Origin of the sequence: Streptomyces sp. NPDC046939 (assembly GCF_040644575.1) — a bacterium.
In the GTDB taxonomy this organism is placed as follows: domain Bacteria; phylum Actinomycetota; class Actinomycetes; order Streptomycetales; family Streptomycetaceae; genus Streptomyces.
The window spans coordinates 50707-66690 of the sequence record NZ_JBEYWV010000017.1 but is presented as its reverse complement, the minus strand read 5'-3'; the positions used below and the strand labels follow the sequence as shown (position 1 = coordinate 66690).

Here is a 15984-nt window from a genome sequence, read left to right as displayed (position 1 = left end):
CCGCGTACGTCATCTGCGCATCGCCAGCGCCACGTGGCGTGACATCACGTCCACGGCCCGCGCCTCCGCCAGGGAGAACGCGGGCCGCCCCGCGGACCGGAACAGGGTGAGCACGCCCTGCACCGGTTCGCCGGGCGCCGCGACCAGCGGCACGCACAACAGGGACGTCACGTCCGCGCGGACCAGGACCGGCGCGCCCGACGCGTCCTCGCCCAGCGCCCCCGGGTCCTCCGGACGCACCAGCAGCGCCGGTGAACCGCCGCGCGCCGCCTCGACCACGAGGGGGCTCGCCGCGGGGTCCTGAGCGGCGATGTCGCGGAGCGCGTCCGCGTCGGCGCCGAGCACGGCCGTACGGACCACGCGCGCGGCGCCCCGGTCCGCGATCACCCAGTCCGCGAACCGCCCGTACAGCGTCCGCGCGGCGCGGCGCAGCGCCTCGTCCGGGTCGCCGACAGGAGCGCCGATCAGCTCACGCGCCATCAGGTCCACGAGGTCCAGCAGCGCCGTGTGGCGTGTCGCCTCCGCCAGGTCGGGGACCGACCCCGTGCCCGGCGGCGGGGGCGCCACGGGCGGGTCGTCGCCCTCGGGCTGCAACAGGACCAGCACGGTGGTGTGCCGCTCGCTGCCCGGACGCAGGCCCGTCAGGGAGGTCCTGATCGCCGCCCGCGGATTCTGCTGGAGGTGCACCGTCAGACCCCGGTCGCCCTCGCCCCGCGCCACCGCCGCCACCTGCGACCGCAGCGCCGCCCGGTCGGCGTGCGCCAGGAACCCGGTCAGCGGGCGGCCCGTGGCGTACCCGGCCCGTACGCCGGTCAGCGTCGTCGCCGCGAAGTTCAGACGGCGCACCACCGACTCGCGGTCCACGAGCGCCACCGCAAGCGGCAGCCGCTGGAACACGGCCCGCAGCAGTTGCTGCTCCTGCCGGTCGGCGGCCGCCGTACGGCTCGGGCCGGTCTCCGCGGCCCGCGTCCTCTCCTGCCGGGGCCAGAGCCGGCGCACGGCGTGGTCGAGTTCGAAGAGGGCGGCGTCGAGCACGGCGGGCAGTTCGTGCGCGGGACAGGCGCGGGCCGCCTTCAGCTCCGCGACACGGCGCGCGAAGTCCGTGAGTTCCTCACCGAAGTCACCGAAGTACTCCATCCGCGGCATGCCGCGAACCTATCCCGCGCGGCTGTTTTCCGGGACGGACCCGGGGCAAGCGCGGTAGGTAGTGGGAGGAGGCGCGCCGATGCGACAGCCCTTGCCGAAGCCACTGGACCACCTGACCCGGGACACGCCGCCGTCGCGGCTGCCCACGCGCAGGCTCGCGGAGCTCGCCGAAGGCGCCGCCACCTGCATGCCGGACTGCTGCGGGGCCGTGGCCACGGCCTCCGACGGCGGCGAGGAGCGGCCCGCCGCCGCGACCCACCCCGACCTGGCCGCCCTCGTCACCGTGCAGCGCGCCTGCGGCGAGGGGCCGATCCCGGCGGCCGAGGCGGCGGGCACGCCCGTCGACGCCGCCGACCTCCTGGTCGACGAGCGCTGGCCGCGCTACCGGGCCCTCGCGCTCGACTCCGGGGTGCGCTCCAGCGTGACCATGCCGTTCCACGCCGCCGGTCTCACCGTCACCCTCAGCCTCTACAGCTTCCGCCCCGGCACCCTGCGCGACGCCCCGCGCGGCCCCGTCCGCGCCCTCGGCGACCTGGCCGCCACCAGCCTGGCCCGCGACCGCTCCTACCAGGCGGCCCTGACCGAGCTGGACCAGTTGGGCGCCGCCCTGCGCAGCCGACCCGTCGTCGACCAGGCGTGCGGCATCGTCATGCACGTCCTGGTCTGCGACGCGGACGAGGCGTTCACGGTCCTGCGCCGCGTCTCCCAGTCCACCAACCGCAAGCTCTCCGAGGTGGCCGCGGCGGTGGTGGACCGCCGGGGGCGCGGCCTGGAACGCGAATTCGCGGCGCTGACGCACTGACCCGCCCGGCTCGTACGCGGCCGACGCCGGGACCGTCCCACCTCACCGCCCGTCACCCGTTCGGCCCAGCACCCGTACCGGCCCCCTGGCCGCTCCCCCTTCCCTCGGGTACGCGTAAGGGAGGAGACACGGCGCGCGCGGACCGCCGTCCGGATGTGACGCTGGGGGAGTGGCCCCGCGACGGGCGCGGCGGTGAGACACGGCACGGAGGCGGTATGCGGCCATCGGACCCCACGGCCCCGGCAACGCGGGCGGACGGGGCGCGCAGGGCCGGCGCCGAGGGGCGCGGGCCGGTGCGGTTCGGACCGGCCCTGCCCGAGCCGGGGCTCCCCGTGCTGCCCGAGGTGGCCGCCGTCGTCGCGGGCGCGGCGGGGCGGCCGCACCCCGAGCCCGCCGGGGGAGCGCCCACCCTCCTCGAAGCGGCGCGCGGACACTGGGAGCGCCGGGGGCTCGCCCCCGAACACGGGCGGATCGTCGCGGCGCCGGGCGGCGCGGCGCTGCTGCTCGCCCTCACCGCCGCGCTGGGCGGCGACGTCCTCGTCCCGCGGCCCTGCCCCGCATGGTGGGCGCCGCAGGCCCGGCTGCTCGGACGCGAGGTGTTCCCCGTCGCCACGCCCGCCGAGTGCGGAGGCGTGCCCGATCCGTACGCCCTGCTGGAGACCGTCCGGCGGGTCCGGGCCGAGGGCGGCGACCCGCGCCTGCTCGTCCTGTCCGTCGCCGACGACCCGACCGGGACCGTGCCGCCGCCCGAAGTGCTGCACGAGGCCGTGGAGGCCGCGGCCGGCGAGGGCCTGCACATCGTCAGCGACGAGACATGGCGCGACACCGTGCACCCGGGGCACCCCGGCACGGGCACCGTCCTGTTCAGCCCCGCCGAGATGTTCCCCGACCGGGTCACCGTCGTCACCGACCTCGCCGGAGGCCACCTGCCGCCCGCGCTGCCCGCCGCCTGCGCCCGCTTCGCGCCGACCGCGCACGGCGAGCGGCTCGCCGACCGTGCCCTGGACTTCCTCACCGCGACGGGCGCCGTCCTCGCCGCCCCCGTCGCGGCGGCGGCGACCTACGTCCTGCACGAGCCCGAGGCCGTCACCGCCCACCGCTCCCTCGCCGTCGCGCTGCACGGCGCCCTCGCCGCCGCCGCACACCGCGCCGTACTCGCCGGAGGCGGACTCGCGCTGCCGCCCCGCGCGGGGCGCCACCTCTACGTCGACCTGGACCCCCTGCGGCCCGCGCTCACCGAACGCGGCGTCACGGACGCCCAGGACCTGGAGGACTTCCTGTCCGAACGCCTCGGCATGGCGGCGCCCGGCGGCCACCGCTTCGGCGACGACCCCGCCGCGCTGCGCGTCCGCCTGTCCACCGGCCCCCTCCTCGGATCAACCCCCGACGAGTGCACCGCGTCCCTCACCGCGCGGGAACCACTGCGACTGCCGCACGTCGCCATGCAGGTGAACAAAGTCACGGCGGTGCTCGGGGAGTTGTCCGGCGAGGGACGGGAGGATCAGCGATGACGCAGGCGTCCGAACCGAGGACAGGGCGGCAGGGCGATGCCGCCGGGGCCGTGCGGCCCCTCGCCGAGCCGCGGCCGCTCGGCGGGGGAAGCGCCGTCGAGGCGCCGCCGCGCCGCTGGCCCCGCTCGTTCGCCGACCGGCTGACCGCGCCGCTGCCAGGACTACGCGCCTTCGCCCGGTTCGCCCGCGAAGGCGCGCTGCGGCCCCGCAAGGACGGACTCGCCGACATACCGCGCCTGCCGTACGCGCCCGGACCGCTGCCCGAGGTCGACACCCGTACCACCGCCGTCACCTGGGCGGGGCACGCCAGTTGGGTCATCCGGACCGGCGGTCTCACCGTGCTCACCGATCCGGTGTGGTCGCGCAGAATTCTCGGCACCCCGGCCCGGATCACACCGGTCGGCGTCGCCTGGAGCGCGCTGCCGGCCGTCGACGCCGTCGTCATCAGCCACAACCACTACGACCACCTGGACTGGCCCACCCTCAGACGCCTGCCGCGCACCACCCCCGTCCTCGTCCCCGCCGGGCTCGGCCGCTGGTTCACCCGGCGGGGCTTCACCCGCGTCACGGAGCTCGACTGGTGGGAAGCGGCCGAACTCGACGGCGTCCGCTTCGACTTCGTGCCCGCCCACCACTGGTCCAAGCGGACCCTCACCGACACCTGCCGGAGCCTGTGGGGTGGCTGGGTCCTCACCGAGCCGGGCGGGCAGCGGGTCTACTTCGCGGGCGACACCGGGTACGGGCGCTGGTTCGCCGAGATCGGGCGCCGGTACCCCGGGATCGACCTGGCGCTGCTGCCGATCGGGGCGTATGCGCCGCGGTGGTGGTTGCGGGACGTGCACTGTGACCCCGAGGAGGCGGTGCGGGCCGCGCGGGATGTGGGGGCGCGGCGGATGGCACCCATGCACTGGGGGACGTTCCTGTTGTCCGCCGAGCCGGTCATGGAGCCTCTCTCGCGGGTGCGGGTGGCTTGGGAGCGGGCGGGGTTGGCCCGGGACGCCCTCTGGGACCTCCCGATCGGGGCGTCCCGGGTTCTGCCCTCTTGAGGGGCCTTGTCGGGTGCTGCCCTGGGCACGGAGGCGCGGGCCTCTGCGCCTGATCTCTCGGCTGCGGCTCCGTCGTGGTCGGTCGCGCAGTTCCCCGCGCCCCTTGGGGTGGTTGCGCTCCTGGTTTGGGTGCCGCGCCGTGGTGGCTGCTCGCGCAGTTCCTCGCGCCCCTGAGGGGCGCACCTGCGCTTCGGCTGCGGCGCCGTGGTGGTTGGGCGCGCAGTTCCCCGCGCCCCTGACGGTGCGCTCCCACGAGTTCCTGGAGCGGGCCCTGACCGACCGCAGCCGCAACGTCCGCCGGCTGCCGCGTCATCGTGGTTGATCGCGCAGTTCCCCGCGCCCCTTGGGGGTGGTGTGCGCTCCTGATTTGGCCGTCGCGCCGTTGTGGTTGATTGCGCCGTTCCGCGCGCTCCTAAGGGCCCGCGCCTGCCATTCGTCTGCGGCGCCGTGGTGGTTGATCGCGCAGTGCCCCGCGCCCCTTGGGGGTGGTGTGCGCTCCTGATTTGGCCGACGCGCCATCGTGGCTGATCGCGCCGTTCCCCGCGCCCCTGAGGGGGCGCACCTACCATTCGGCTGCCGCGTCGTCGTGGCTGGTCGCGCCGTTCCCCGCGCCCCTGAGGGCGCGCGTCTTCCCCGCGCGCCCCCCACCGGCCCCCCTCAAGCGTGCTGGCTGCCCGCCAAGCGGCGGACCTTGCGCCAGGCCGCCGGGGTTGCGCTGATTGTTACCGTGAGGAGGATCGCTGCCAGTACCCCCTGCCAGGGCTCTTTGAAGAGGGAGCCGCCCAGGATGCCGATGATTTGGTACGTGAGGGCCCATGCCAGGCACGCGGGTATGTCGCCCCGGGCGAATTGGCGCAGTGGCATTTTCGACATGAGGCACGCCAGCATGACCGGGATGCGGCCGGCGGGGACGAGGCGGGAGAGGACGAGGACCATGACGCCGTGGTCGGCGAGTTTGTCCTGGGCCTGTTCGAGGCGGTCCTGCGGGGCCCGGGAGCGGAGCGCCTCCAGCCAGCGCGAGCCGTTCTTGGAGTGCATGCCGCGCCGCCCGAGCCAGTACAGCGCGATGTCCCCGAGGAACGCGGCGAGCGAGGCCACGCCGAACAGGAGAAGGAGGGAGAAGGGCGCGGTCTGGTGGAAGGCGACCACCGCCGCCGAGCTGACCAGCGCACCCGTCGGGATGACCGGGACCAGCGCCCCGAGGGCGACGAGCAGGAACAGCGTCGGGTACCCGGCCACCTGCTGGGTCGTCTCCGTCGGCACCACCCCGGCGACGGCGGCGAGCATCATCCGGCCACCTCCGGCCGGACGCTCTCCCCGTGCGCGAGCTGATGCACCGCCACGTCCGGCGCCCGCAGCGCCGCCTGCCGCACGAACTCCTCGCCCGGCGTGTGGAACTCGTGCGGGCGCACCGCGTCCAGCCCGATCGGCCAGTACGTCCCGTAGTGCACCGGTACCGCGCTGCGCGGCGCGATCCTGGCGAGGGCCTCGGCGGCGCGCGCCGCGTCGAGGTGGTGCGGCCCGAGGTGCGGCCCCCATCCGCCGACCGGTAGCAGCGCCACGTCCACGTCCCCGACGGCCTTCGCCATGTCGTCGAAGAGACCGGTGTCGCCCGCGAAGTACGTACGGGCCTCACCGCTGATGACGTAGCCGAGCGCGGGCGAGCGCTGCGGGCCGACGGGCAGGCGCCGCCCGTCGTGCGAGGCGTGCACCGCCCGTACCGAGACTCCACCCGCCTTGACGACCGCGCCTGGCTCGACCTCCATGATGTCCAGCGCCCGCAGCCGTCGCAGGCCCGGCACGGAGCGCGTCGCGCCGCGCGGCACGAGCACCCGCGTCCCCGGCGCGAGCCGGCCGAGCGAGGGCAGGTGGAGGTGGTCGGCGTGGAGGTGCGAGACGAGCACCACGTCGGCGCGGGCGGCGCTGGGCGGCGGCGGGGCGCCCCGGCGGCGCCGCAGATGGGCGAGGCGCCGGGCGAACAGCGGATCGGTGAGCACCCTTGTGCCCGCGTCCTCCACCGTGCAGGTGGCGTGCCCCCACCAGGTGATCTCCACCGGCACCCGATGCCTCCTTACGTGCGACTGCCTTGAGCGTACGTGCAGGAGTAGGGTCGGGCCGAAAGTTGAGGTGAGGGGGACACCATGGGCGTACCCGACGGCGGGGCGGGCGAGACCGGCGAGGCGGTGCGGGTGGCGGCGATCGCCAGCCTGATCCCGCTGGAGGAGCTGGACGCCGATCCGTTCCTGGTGGACTCGCGCAGCCAGCACGCGATGTGCGCCCGCTGGGCGGCCGAGCGCGGCTACGTAGTGACGCGGGAGCTGCTCGTGCACGGGGTCCGCCCGGACCACGACATCCTGTGGGCGGACGTCGAGGCGGACCGGATCGATGTCTTCGTCGCCCCGTGCGACCGTGTCTTGCACGCGGCGCTCCGCTCGGTCGACGCGTTCTCGGCGGAGTGCGCGCGGCGCGGGGTGCGCCTGGAGACGGCGGGGCTCGCGGAGCCCTCGTACGACACGGAGATGAAGGCGCGGGTGCATCGCAGGCTGTCGATGCCGACGGCGGGTTACGACGGCCGCTGACAGTGGATGACGGGCGCTGTCCGTTGTTGACAGCCGTGTCACAAGGTCCCCAAATCGTGTGAAACCCTGGCCGACGACGAACAGAGCACCACAGCAGTACAGGGGCGAGGGGAGCGGGGACCGTGGCCGCAGGCCGATGGAGGCGCGCGGCGAGCACCGCGTGGCGTTCGCTGACGGTCTGGGCCGCGTCCACCCTGACCATGCTGATCATGGCCGGAATCCTGCCGGACTTCCAGCTCCAGTCCGACACGGGCGACAGCGCCAGCCGCATCGCCACCACGGCCGCTCTCGGCGCGGGCGCCTTCGGCCTCCTGTCCGCGCTGGTCTGGCCCCTGCTCGTCCGCGCGCTGCTCCTCGTCCCGGCGCTCGTCCTCGGCCTCGCCGTGTTCTTCCTGAACGGGGCCCTGCTCCTGTTCGCCCTGCACCTCATCCCCGACAACCGGGGCGAGGTCAGCCCGGAGACGGCCGTCGTCGTCGCCGCGGTGATGTCCGCCGTGGCCTCCGCGACGGGCGGTGCCCTGGCCGTCCGGGACGACGATGCCTACCGGCGGCGCCTGTACCGGCTCGCGGACCGAAGACGCCGCGCGGCCGTCGGACAGGGGGCGGCCGCCGCGGGTCCGCCCACGCCCGGCACCGTCTTCCTCCAGCTCGACGGCGTCGGCCACGAGCTGCTCTGCCGTGCCGCCCGCGACGACGTGATGCCCACCGTCGGCCGCTGGCTGCGCGACGGACAGCACCGCCTGACCCCGTGGCGCACCGACTGGTCGAGCCAGACCGGCGCCAGCCAGCTCGGCATCCTGCACGGCTCCAACCACGACGTCCCCGCCTTCCGCTGGTACGAGAAGGACACCGGCGAGATCCAGGTCTCCAACCGGCCGACCAGCGCCGCCGAGCTCCAGCGCCGCGCCATAGAGCGCACCGGCGACGGCGGGCTCCTCACCGTCGACGGCGCCAGCCGCGGCAACCTCTTCAGCGGCAGCGCCGAAGAAGTCGCGCTCGTCCTGTCCGTGGCCGCCCGGCGCGGCAAGGAGAACCGCTCACGGGCCGGCTACTTCGCCTACTTCTGCGACCCGGCCAACGCCGTGCGCACCGCCCTGTCCTTCTGCGCCGAGGTCGGCCGCGAGATCGGCCAGTCCGTGGCCGCCCGCGTCCGCCGTGAGCGCCCGCGCGTGGGACGCGGCGGGCTCTATCCGTTCATCCGCGCCTTCGCGACCGTCGTCGAGCGGGACGTCGTGGTCGCCGCCGTCATCGGCGACCTCCTCGCCGGGCGGACCGCCGTCTACGCCGACCTCGTGGCCTACGACGAGGTGGCCCACCACTCCGGACCGTTCAGCCGCGACGCCCGCAAGGTCCTCGAACGCCTCGACCGCTCGCTCGCGCTGATCGAGAAGGTCGCCGAGCACGCCCCGCGCCCGTACCGCATCGTCGTCCTGTCCGACCACGGGCAGAGCCCCGGCGAGACCTTCCAGGCCCGTTACGGGCTCACCCTCCAGGACCTCGTGCGCGCGGGCTGCGGGCTGCCCGTGCCCCGCAAGGCCCGCCGCACCCACAGCGGCGCCGAGGCCCGCTCCGCCGTCCGCGCCGCGCTGCGCCGCCCCGTCGAGGAGCCCGCGGTACCCGCCCCGAAGGGCAAGCAGCACGAGCCGATCGTCCTCGCCTCCGGCAACCTCGGCCTCGTCTCCTTCCCCGATGTGCACCACCGGATGAGCAAGGAGGAGATCGACGCCCGCCACCCGGCGCTCCTGCCGACCCTCGCCAACCATCCGGGCATCGGCTTCCTCCTCGTCCGCAGCGAGGAGCACGGCGCCGTCGTGCTCGGGGCGCGCGGCGCAGAGGTCCCGCTCGCGGACCTGGCCGACGGGCAGGGGCCGCTCGCCGACTTCGGTCCGGGCGCGGCCGCCGCCGTGCGCCGCACCCACTCCTTCCCGCACACCGCCGACATCATGGTCAACTCCATGTACGACCCCGTGGACGGCGAGGTCCTGGCGTTCGAGGAGCAGATCGGTTCGCACGGCGGGCTCGGCGGCGCCCAGAGCCGTCCCTTCCTGCTCTCCCCGGCGGAGCTGTCCGAACCGGTGCCGGGCGGCGGTGAGCTGGTCGGCGCCGAACAGGTGCACAAGGTGCTGCGCCGCTGGCTGCGCGAGGAGCACGGCCCGCAGGTCCCGCTGGAAGATCCGGAGGATTCGCTTCCGGAAGTGCCCGGCGTCGCATCTTTTGTCGCCGGACCCCCCGAGGCGCGGGACGATTCCGCCTGATTTGGAGCCCGGTGCCCTCTCGCCGGACCATGGAGTGCCGCCCCGGCGATCCCGTGACGGCGTCAGCACTTCCGAGAGGCGCACCACCCCATGCACGACACCGGGCCCGCACCCCTGACGGCTCCGGCCGAGGACACCGACCACGGCGACCAGGACAGCAGGCACGCCCGCAGGTTCGGACTCCCGATCGCCACCGCCCTGGTCATGGGCAACATCATCGGCGGCGGCATCTTCCTGCTCCCCGCCTCCGTCGCCCCGTTCGGCACCGTCAGCCTCGTCGCGTTCGGCGTCCTGACGGTCGGCGCCATCGCGCTGGCCCTGGTCTTCGGGCGGCTCGCGCACCGGCATCCGCAGACCGGCGGCCCGTACGTCTACGCCCGTGAGGCGTTCGGCGACTTCGCCGGGTTCCTGGCCGCCTGGTCGTACTGGATCACCACCTGGGTCTCCAACGCGGCGCTCGCCGTCGCCGCCGTCGGCTACCTCGACGTGCTCCTGCCGATCCACGGCTCCACGTTCTGGACGATCGTCGCGGCCCTGAGCTGCCAGTGGCTCCCCGCACTCGCCAACCTCGCGGGCACCCGGTACGTGGGCGCGGTGCAGCTGATCTCCACCGTCCTGAAGTTCGCGCCGCTGCTGCTCGTCGCGGTCGGCGGCCTGTTCTTCTTCCACGCCGACAACCTCGGCCCGTTCCGCGCGACGAACGACTCCCCGCTCGGCGCCGTCTCCGCGTCCGCCGCGATCCTGCTCTTCAGCTACCTCGGCGTCGAGTCCGCCTCCGTCAGCGCGGGCGAGGTCCGCGACCCGCAGCGCAACGTCGGCCGCGCCACCGTCCTCGGCACCGGCCTCGCGGCCCTCCTCTACCTCCTCGGCACCGTCTCCGTCTTCGGCACGGTCGCGCACGACAAGCTGGTGGACTCCACCGCCCCGTTCTCCGACGCCGTCAACGCCATGTTCGGCGGCACCTGGGGCGGCACCGCCGTCGCCGTCGCCGCGCTCGTCTCGATGGTCGGCGCGCTCAACGGCTGGACGCTGCTCAGCGCCCAGACCCCGTACGCCGCCGCCCGCGACGGACTGTTCCCGCAGGCGTTCGCGAAGAAGCGGCGCGGGGTGCCGACGGTCGGCGTCCTCGTGGCCGTCGTCCTCGCCTCGCTGCTGACCGTCTACAACTACACGGCGGGGTCGACGGGCGTCTTCGAGACGCTCGTGCTCGTCACGACGTTCACCGCGACCGTGCCCTACCTGCTCGCCACCGCCGCGCAGATCTACTTCCTGCTGTCCGGGCAGGGCGAGCGCGTGAACCGCTCCCGCCTGGCGCGGGACATGGTGCTCGCGGTCGCCGCGTTCGGGTTCTCGATGTGGCTGGTCGGCGGCGCCGGGTACGCGGCCGTCTACCAGGGCGTGCTCTTCCTGTTCGTCGGCGTCCTCGTCTACGCGTGGATGGCAGCCCGCAAGAAGCGGACCGCCACCTCCTGAGCCGCGTCGGTCACCTCGCCAGAGGCGCGACCACCCAGCGCAGCTTCTTGAACATGCTGTCCCGCGAGCCCAGCTCGATCAGCTTGCGGGCGGCCGGGTACGCCTCGTTGCCCTCGATCTCGTAGCCGACCTCAAGGGTGCCGGGGACGTCCCTGACCTCGAGCTGTGCCTCGATGTCGGCGGCCGAGTGCTCGCTGTCGGACGCCATCGCCGTCAGGTGCGCGATCCGCCGCTGCTGCGCCTCGTCGAGCGCCTGGCGCGGGTCGCGCGAGCCCGGCGACGCCAGCGCTTCCTCGCCCTTCCCGGACGGCGGGGCGACCGCCGAACTCGGGGTGCGGACCTCACCGGTCGGCTGCCGCGTCGACAGCGTCGCCTGAACCACGGTGCCGTCGTTGTCCAGCGCCACACGGAACTCGCCGCGCCCCGGCGTGATCACCGGTACGCCGTCGAAGACCTGCCGGAACGTGACGTGCGTCTGCAACGACACCGGCTCACCGATCTGCGAGCCGTCCTTCTTGCCGCTGTTCTGCATCAGGTCGTGCACGCCCTCCACGACCAGTTCGGCGCCGCCCGTCGCGTCGCTGTGCTGCTCGACGAAGGCGCGGGCCAGCTCGACCGCGCGGTCCGTCGGCAGCTGCTCGGTGTTGCGGTGGTTGGCGTCGGCCAGCTTCACCCAGCGCACCGCGCCCGGCGCCGTCGACACGTACTTGTCGCCCGAGCTGGCGCTGAGCACGCCCTGCCGCTCGACGTGCACCTCTTGCAGCGCGGCCTGCGGGAAGTGCGCGAGCTGCCCGAGCTGCGTCAGCTCCTGGCTCGGCTGGCGCGGCGCGAGCTGCACGATCCGCGGCTCGGCGGGCGCCTGCGTCATCGGGTCGCGCAGCCCCTCGCGCGCGTAGTACCAGCGCCAGGCGTACCAGGCGTCGGAGACGTGCTCGCGGAAGAAGTTGCGCTCCTGGTTGAGGCGGTTGGTCGCCTCGGCCTGCGTCGCGCCGGTCGCGGCGACGGAGGGGGCCTGGCCGTGGTAGATGTCCCAGCTCGCGTTGAGCCACGCGTCGCAGTACGTCTGCCCGGCGCGCCACTTCTCCCAGAACTTCTTGCCGTAGTCGCCGCTGTCGATGCTCGTCGTCTCGAAGCCGAAGATCATCCGGGAGCCGAGGTTGGGCCCGGCCCACGTGCGGACGGGGGAGTGGCCGTCGAGGACGCGCAGCGAGTTGCACGTCGACCAGAACACGTAGTTGGCGCGCTCGTTGCCGAACGCCATCCGGTTGGAGACCGCGTCCGAGCGGTTGTCCCACACGGCGCCGAGCGGCGCGAAGAACACCCCGTTGCCGTCCATGCCGCCGTGGCCCGAGTGGTACACGGCGACGACCGCGTCCATCCCGTACCGGTCCTGCCAGTTGTCGTACGTCTCCTCGTACGCCCACACCTGGGCGCCCGCGTCCGCGAACCAGAAGTTGCGGTCGTAGAACTGCTGGAGGTAGGCGAGCCAGCCCGTGGCGTCCTCGTGCGTGTGCGAGAGCGGGTTCTGGTTCACGAACTTCTGGATGCTGAACGCACCCCACCAGCCGAACGTCGAGTCGCGGTCGGCCGCGCCGGGCTTCCCGGTCTCCAGCGGCGACGGGCCGCGCTCCGAATAGATCATGCGCATGGCTGAACCCCCTGCGAAACCCCGTGAGGATCCCCCTGGTCGGGTGGGCCAAAGTGTCACCGTCGTGCCGGTTTGCCCAGCGCGTATTCCGGCCATTGGGCAGTGGCGCGGTCTTCCCCGTACAGCGGGGACGGATGTGGTCGGATAGGGGACAGAGACAATCGGGAACGGTCCCGTCCAGGGGCCGTACGGAAGGGAAACAACGTGGCAACCACGCGCTCCGCACACACCGTGTGGGAAGGCAACCTGCTCGAGGGCAACGGCGTCGTCACCTTCGACTCCTCCGGCATCGGCGAGCAGCCGGTGTCGTGGCCCTCGCGCGCCGAGCAGGCGAACGGCAAGACGAGCCCGGAGGAGCTGATCGCGGCCGCCCACTCGTCCTGCTTCTCGATGGCGCTCTCGCACGGCCTGACCGGCGCGGGCACCCCGCCCACCAGGCTGGTCACCTCCGCCGACGTGACGTTCCAGCCCGGCGAGGGCATCAAGGGCATCCACCTCACCGTCGAGGGCACCGTGCCGGGCCTCGACGAGCAGGGCTTCACCGCGGCCGCCGAGGACGCCAAGAAGAACTGCCCGGTGAGCCAGGCGCTCGCCGGTACGGAGATCACCCTGACGGCCAAGCTGGCCTGACAGCGGGCCTGTTGACGTTCGTCCCCTTGACGCGGGCCCGCTCAAGATTTGTGCTTGATGACTGAGCGGGCCTGCTTCCGCGAGAGCTGCGAGCTGCGAGAGGGGACGCGTCATGGCGCGTGCGGTCGGGATCGATCTCGGTACGACGAACTCGGTGGTGGCCGTCCTCGAGGGCGGTGAGCCCACCGTCGTGGCCAACGCGGAGGGCGCGCGCACCACCCCCTCCGTCGTCGCCTTCGCCAAGAACAAGGAAGTCCTGGTCGGCGAGGTCGCCAAGCGGCAGGCCGTCACCAACGTCGAGCGCACCGCACGCTCCGTCAAGCGCCACATGGGCGACGGCGGTTGGCACTTCCCCGACAGCGGCACCATCGACGGCGCCCGCTACAGCGCCCAGGAGCTGTCCGCCCGCGTCCTGCAGAAGCTCAAGCGCGACGCCGAGTCCTACCTCGGCGAGGACGTCACCGACGCCGTCATCACCGTGCCCGCCTACTTCGACGACGCGCAGCGCCAGGCCACCAAGGAGGCCGGCGAGATCGCGGGCCTGAAGGTGCTGCGGATCATCAACGAGCCGACGGCCGCCGCCCTCGCCTACGGGCTCGACAGGGGCGACGAGCAGACCGTCCTCGTCTTCGACCTGGGCGGCGGCACCTTCGACGTCTCCCTCCTGGAGATCGGCGACGGCGTCATCGAGGTCAAGGCCACCAACGGCGACACCCGGCTCGGCGGCGACGACTGGGACCAGCGCGTCGTCGACCACCTCGTCAAGCAGTTCAGGAACGGGCACGGCATCGACCTCGGCGCCGACAAGATGGCCGTGCAGCGGCTGCGCGAGGCGGCGGAGAAGGCGAAGATCGAGCTGTCCTCGTCGAGCGAGACGACGGTCAACCTGCCGTACATCACCGCGTCCGCCGAGGGACCCCTGCACCTGGACGAGAAGCTGACGCGCGCGCAGTTCCAGGAGCTGACCGCCGACCTCCTGGACCGCTGCAAGAAGCCGTTCCACCAGGCCGTGAAGGACGCGGGCGTGGACCTGTCGGACGTCGACCACGTCATCCTCGTCGGCGGTTCGACGCGCATGCCGGCCGTCACCGAACTCGTACGGGAGCTGACCGGCAAGGACCCGCACAAGGGCGTCAACCCCGACGAGGTCGTCGCGATGGGCGCGGCCCTCCAGGCGGGCGTCATCCGCGGCGACGTCAAGGACGTGCTGCTGCTCGACGTGACGCCGCTGTCCCTCGGCATCGAGACCAAGGGCGGCGTCATGACCAAGCTCATCGAGCGCAACACGACGATCCCGACGCGGCGTTCGGAGACGTTCACCACCGCCACCGACAACCAGCCCTCGGTCGGCATCCAGGTCTTCCAGGGCGAGCGCGACATCGCCGCCTACAACAAGAAGCTCGGCGTCTTCGACCTGACGGGCCTGCCGCCCGCGCCGCGCGGCGTCCCGCAGATCGAGGTCACCTTCGACATCGACGCCGACGGGATCATGCACGTCTCCGCGAAGGACATGGCGACCGGGCGTGAGCAGAAGATGACGGTGACCGGCGGCTCGGCCCTGCCCAAGGACGAGATCGACCGCATGATGCGGGAGGCCGAGGCCCACGCCGAGGAGGACCGCACCCGCCGCGAGGCCGCCGAGGCGCGCAACGAGGCCGAGCAGCTCGTCTACCAGACGGAGCGGTTCCTGCGGGAGAACGAGGAGCGCGTCCCGTCGGGCATCCGCACGGAGGTGGAGGCGGCCATCACCGAGCTGAAGGCGACCCTCGCCGCCGACCCGCCGGACACGCACGCCCTCCGCGAAGGGGTACGGAAACTGGCCACCGTCAGTCAGAAGGTGGGGCAGGCGATGTACCAGGACGCGCAGGCGGGCGGCGCCCCCACCGAACAGGAGGGAACCACGGAGGAGCCCCGGGAGGACGTGGTGGACGCCGAGATCGTGGACGACGACAAGGGTGAGAGGGGCGAGAAGGGCGAGAGGGGGGACAAGGACGCGGGTTCCGCGTCATAGGTCCTCGGCGGAGCCCAGCCGCTCCCGCCACTCGGCCATCAGCTCAAGGGTCCGCTCCGCGCTCGCCGCCTGCGCCACCAGATGGTCCAGCACCTCCAGGTGCGTGCCCACCTCGTCCCGCGAGTCGAGGTACAGGGCCCCGGTGACGTACTCGCTGTAGACCATGTCGGGCAGCTCACGGACGGGGAAGCGGAACAGGGTGAACGGGCCGAACGTGCCGGGGTGCGGCCCGCTGGAGAACTCCGCTATCTGGAGCGTGACGTGCGGCAGCCTGGCCACGTCGAGGAGGTGGTCGAGCTGGTCGCGCAGCACGTCGGGGCCGCCGGGCGGGCGGCGCAGCACCGTCTCGTCCATGACGACCCACAGGTGCGGCGCGTCCTCGCGGGTGAGCAGGGACTGGCGGGCGAGGCGCAGCGAGACGTGCCGCTCGATCTCGTCGGGCTTGGAGCGGCCGACGGTGCCCGCGTCGAAGACGGCCCGCGCGTACGCCTCGGTCTGGAGCAGGCCCGGCACGAAGTGCGGTTCGTAGGCGCGGATCATCTCCGCCGCGCCCTCCAGGCTGACGTAGAGGCTGAACCAGTCGGGCAGCACGTCGTGGAACCGCTGCCACCAGCCGGGCAGGTTGGCCTCCTCGGCGAGCGCCACGAACGCCTCGATCTCGCCCTCGGGGACCTCGTACAGCTCCAGGAGCATCTGGACGTACGGGATCTTCAGGGAGACCTCGGCGGTCTCCATGCGGCGGATCGTGGCGCCGGCCACGTGCAGGGCGCGGGCGGCCTCGTCGCGTTTGAGTCCGGCCGCTTCTCGCAGGTCGCGCAGGCGGCGGCCGAGCACCACCTGGCCCACGGTGGGGGCGGGCCGTCGTTCACTCACGTCACACGTC

General features: G+C 73.4%; 13 protein-coding genes. 8 read left to right on the top strand and 5 right to left on the bottom strand.

The window, feature by feature from the left end; genetic code table 11:
* Nucleotides 1-9 precede the first annotated feature (9 nt).
* Entirely contained in the window at nucleotides 10-1146 is a 1137-nt protein-coding gene (locus ABZ877_RS19940) for a GAF domain-containing protein (RefSeq protein ID WP_361072737.1), read from the bottom strand.
* Between the two features lie 79 nt (nucleotides 1147-1225).
* On the opposite strand from ABZ877_RS19940, the gene ABZ877_RS19935 reads away from it, so the two are divergent.
* The 3 genes from ABZ877_RS19935 (at nucleotide 1226) to ABZ877_RS19925 (ending at nucleotide 4505) form a co-directional block, all read left to right on the top strand.
* A complete protein-coding gene (locus tag ABZ877_RS19935; RefSeq protein WP_361072734.1) occupies nucleotides 1226-1948 on the top strand; it encodes an ANTAR domain-containing protein in 723 nt (240 codons plus the stop codon).
* A gap of 215 nt (nucleotides 1949-2163) precedes the next feature.
* The gene (locus ABZ877_RS19930; protein WP_361072731.1) at nucleotides 2164-3459 is read left to right on the top strand and encodes an aminotransferase class I/II-fold pyridoxal phosphate-dependent enzyme; all 1296 of its coding nucleotides are present in this window, start codon (nucleotides 2164-2166) and stop codon (nucleotides 3457-3459) included.
* Nucleotides 3456-4505, top strand: a complete 1050-nt coding sequence (locus tag ABZ877_RS19925) for an MBL fold metallo-hydrolase (protein ID WP_361072728.1) — start codon at nucleotides 3456-3458, stop codon at nucleotides 4503-4505. The genes ABZ877_RS19930 and ABZ877_RS19925 overlap by 4 nt, the downstream gene beginning before the upstream one ends.
* A gap of 657 nt (nucleotides 4506-5162) precedes the next feature.
* On the opposite strand, the gene ABZ877_RS19920 is transcribed toward ABZ877_RS19925, so the two are convergent.
* Nucleotides 5163-5792, bottom strand: coding sequence for a VTT domain-containing protein (locus ABZ877_RS19920; protein ID WP_361073056.1), 630 nt, complete (start codon nucleotides 5790-5792; stop codon nucleotides 5163-5165).
* Nucleotides 5792-6565: an MBL fold metallo-hydrolase gene (locus ABZ877_RS19915; RefSeq protein WP_361072725.1), complete on the bottom strand. Its 774-nt coding sequence runs from the start codon at nucleotides 6563-6565 to the stop codon at nucleotides 5792-5794. The genes ABZ877_RS19920 and ABZ877_RS19915 overlap by 1 nt, the downstream gene beginning before the upstream one ends.
* A gap of 81 nt (nucleotides 6566-6646) precedes the next feature.
* Here ABZ877_RS19915 and ABZ877_RS19910 point away from each other — a divergent pair, with 81 nt between their 5' ends.
* From ABZ877_RS19910 to ABZ877_RS19900, 3 genes are all read left to right on the top strand, one after another.
* On the top strand, nucleotides 6647-7084 hold the full coding sequence (locus tag ABZ877_RS19910; protein WP_361072722.1) for a hypothetical protein: 438 nt from the start codon (nucleotides 6647-6649) through the stop codon (nucleotides 7082-7084).
* Between the two features lie 122 nt (nucleotides 7085-7206).
* Complete coding sequence (locus ABZ877_RS19905; RefSeq protein ID WP_361072719.1) at nucleotides 7207-9339, top strand: alkaline phosphatase family protein; 2133 nt, start codon at nucleotides 7207-7209, stop codon at nucleotides 9337-9339.
* Between the two features lie 90 nt (nucleotides 9340-9429).
* Nucleotides 9430-10812 carry an amino acid permease gene (locus ABZ877_RS19900; protein ID WP_361072716.1) on the top strand — a complete coding sequence of 461 codons (1383 nt, stop codon included), beginning with the start codon at nucleotides 9430-9432 and terminating at the stop codon, nucleotides 10810-10812.
* A gap of 10 nt (nucleotides 10813-10822) precedes the next feature.
* On the opposite strand, the gene ABZ877_RS19895 is transcribed toward ABZ877_RS19900, so the two are convergent.
* Nucleotides 10823-12460: a DUF6345 domain-containing protein gene (locus ABZ877_RS19895; protein WP_361072713.1), complete on the bottom strand. Its 1638-nt coding sequence runs from the start codon at nucleotides 12458-12460 to the stop codon at nucleotides 10823-10825.
* A gap of 204 nt (nucleotides 12461-12664) precedes the next feature.
* On the opposite strand from ABZ877_RS19895, the gene ABZ877_RS19890 reads away from it, so the two are divergent.
* Together ABZ877_RS19890 and dnaK are read left to right on the top strand one after the other, a co-directional pair.
* Complete coding sequence (locus ABZ877_RS19890; protein WP_361072711.1) at nucleotides 12665-13090, top strand: OsmC family protein; 426 nt, start codon at nucleotides 12665-12667, stop codon at nucleotides 13088-13090.
* Between the two features lie 112 nt (nucleotides 13091-13202).
* Complete coding sequence (gene dnaK, locus ABZ877_RS19885) at nucleotides 13203-15101, top strand: molecular chaperone DnaK (protein WP_361072707.1); 1899 nt, start codon at nucleotides 13203-13205, stop codon at nucleotides 15099-15101.
* Here the strand turns inward: dnaK and ABZ877_RS19880 are convergent.
* Nucleotides 15096-15974: a helix-turn-helix transcriptional regulator gene (locus tag ABZ877_RS19880; RefSeq protein WP_361072704.1), complete on the bottom strand. Its 879-nt coding sequence runs from the start codon at nucleotides 15972-15974 to the stop codon at nucleotides 15096-15098. The genes dnaK and ABZ877_RS19880 overlap by 6 nt on opposite strands.
* Nucleotides 15975-15984: the final 10 nt, after the last annotated feature.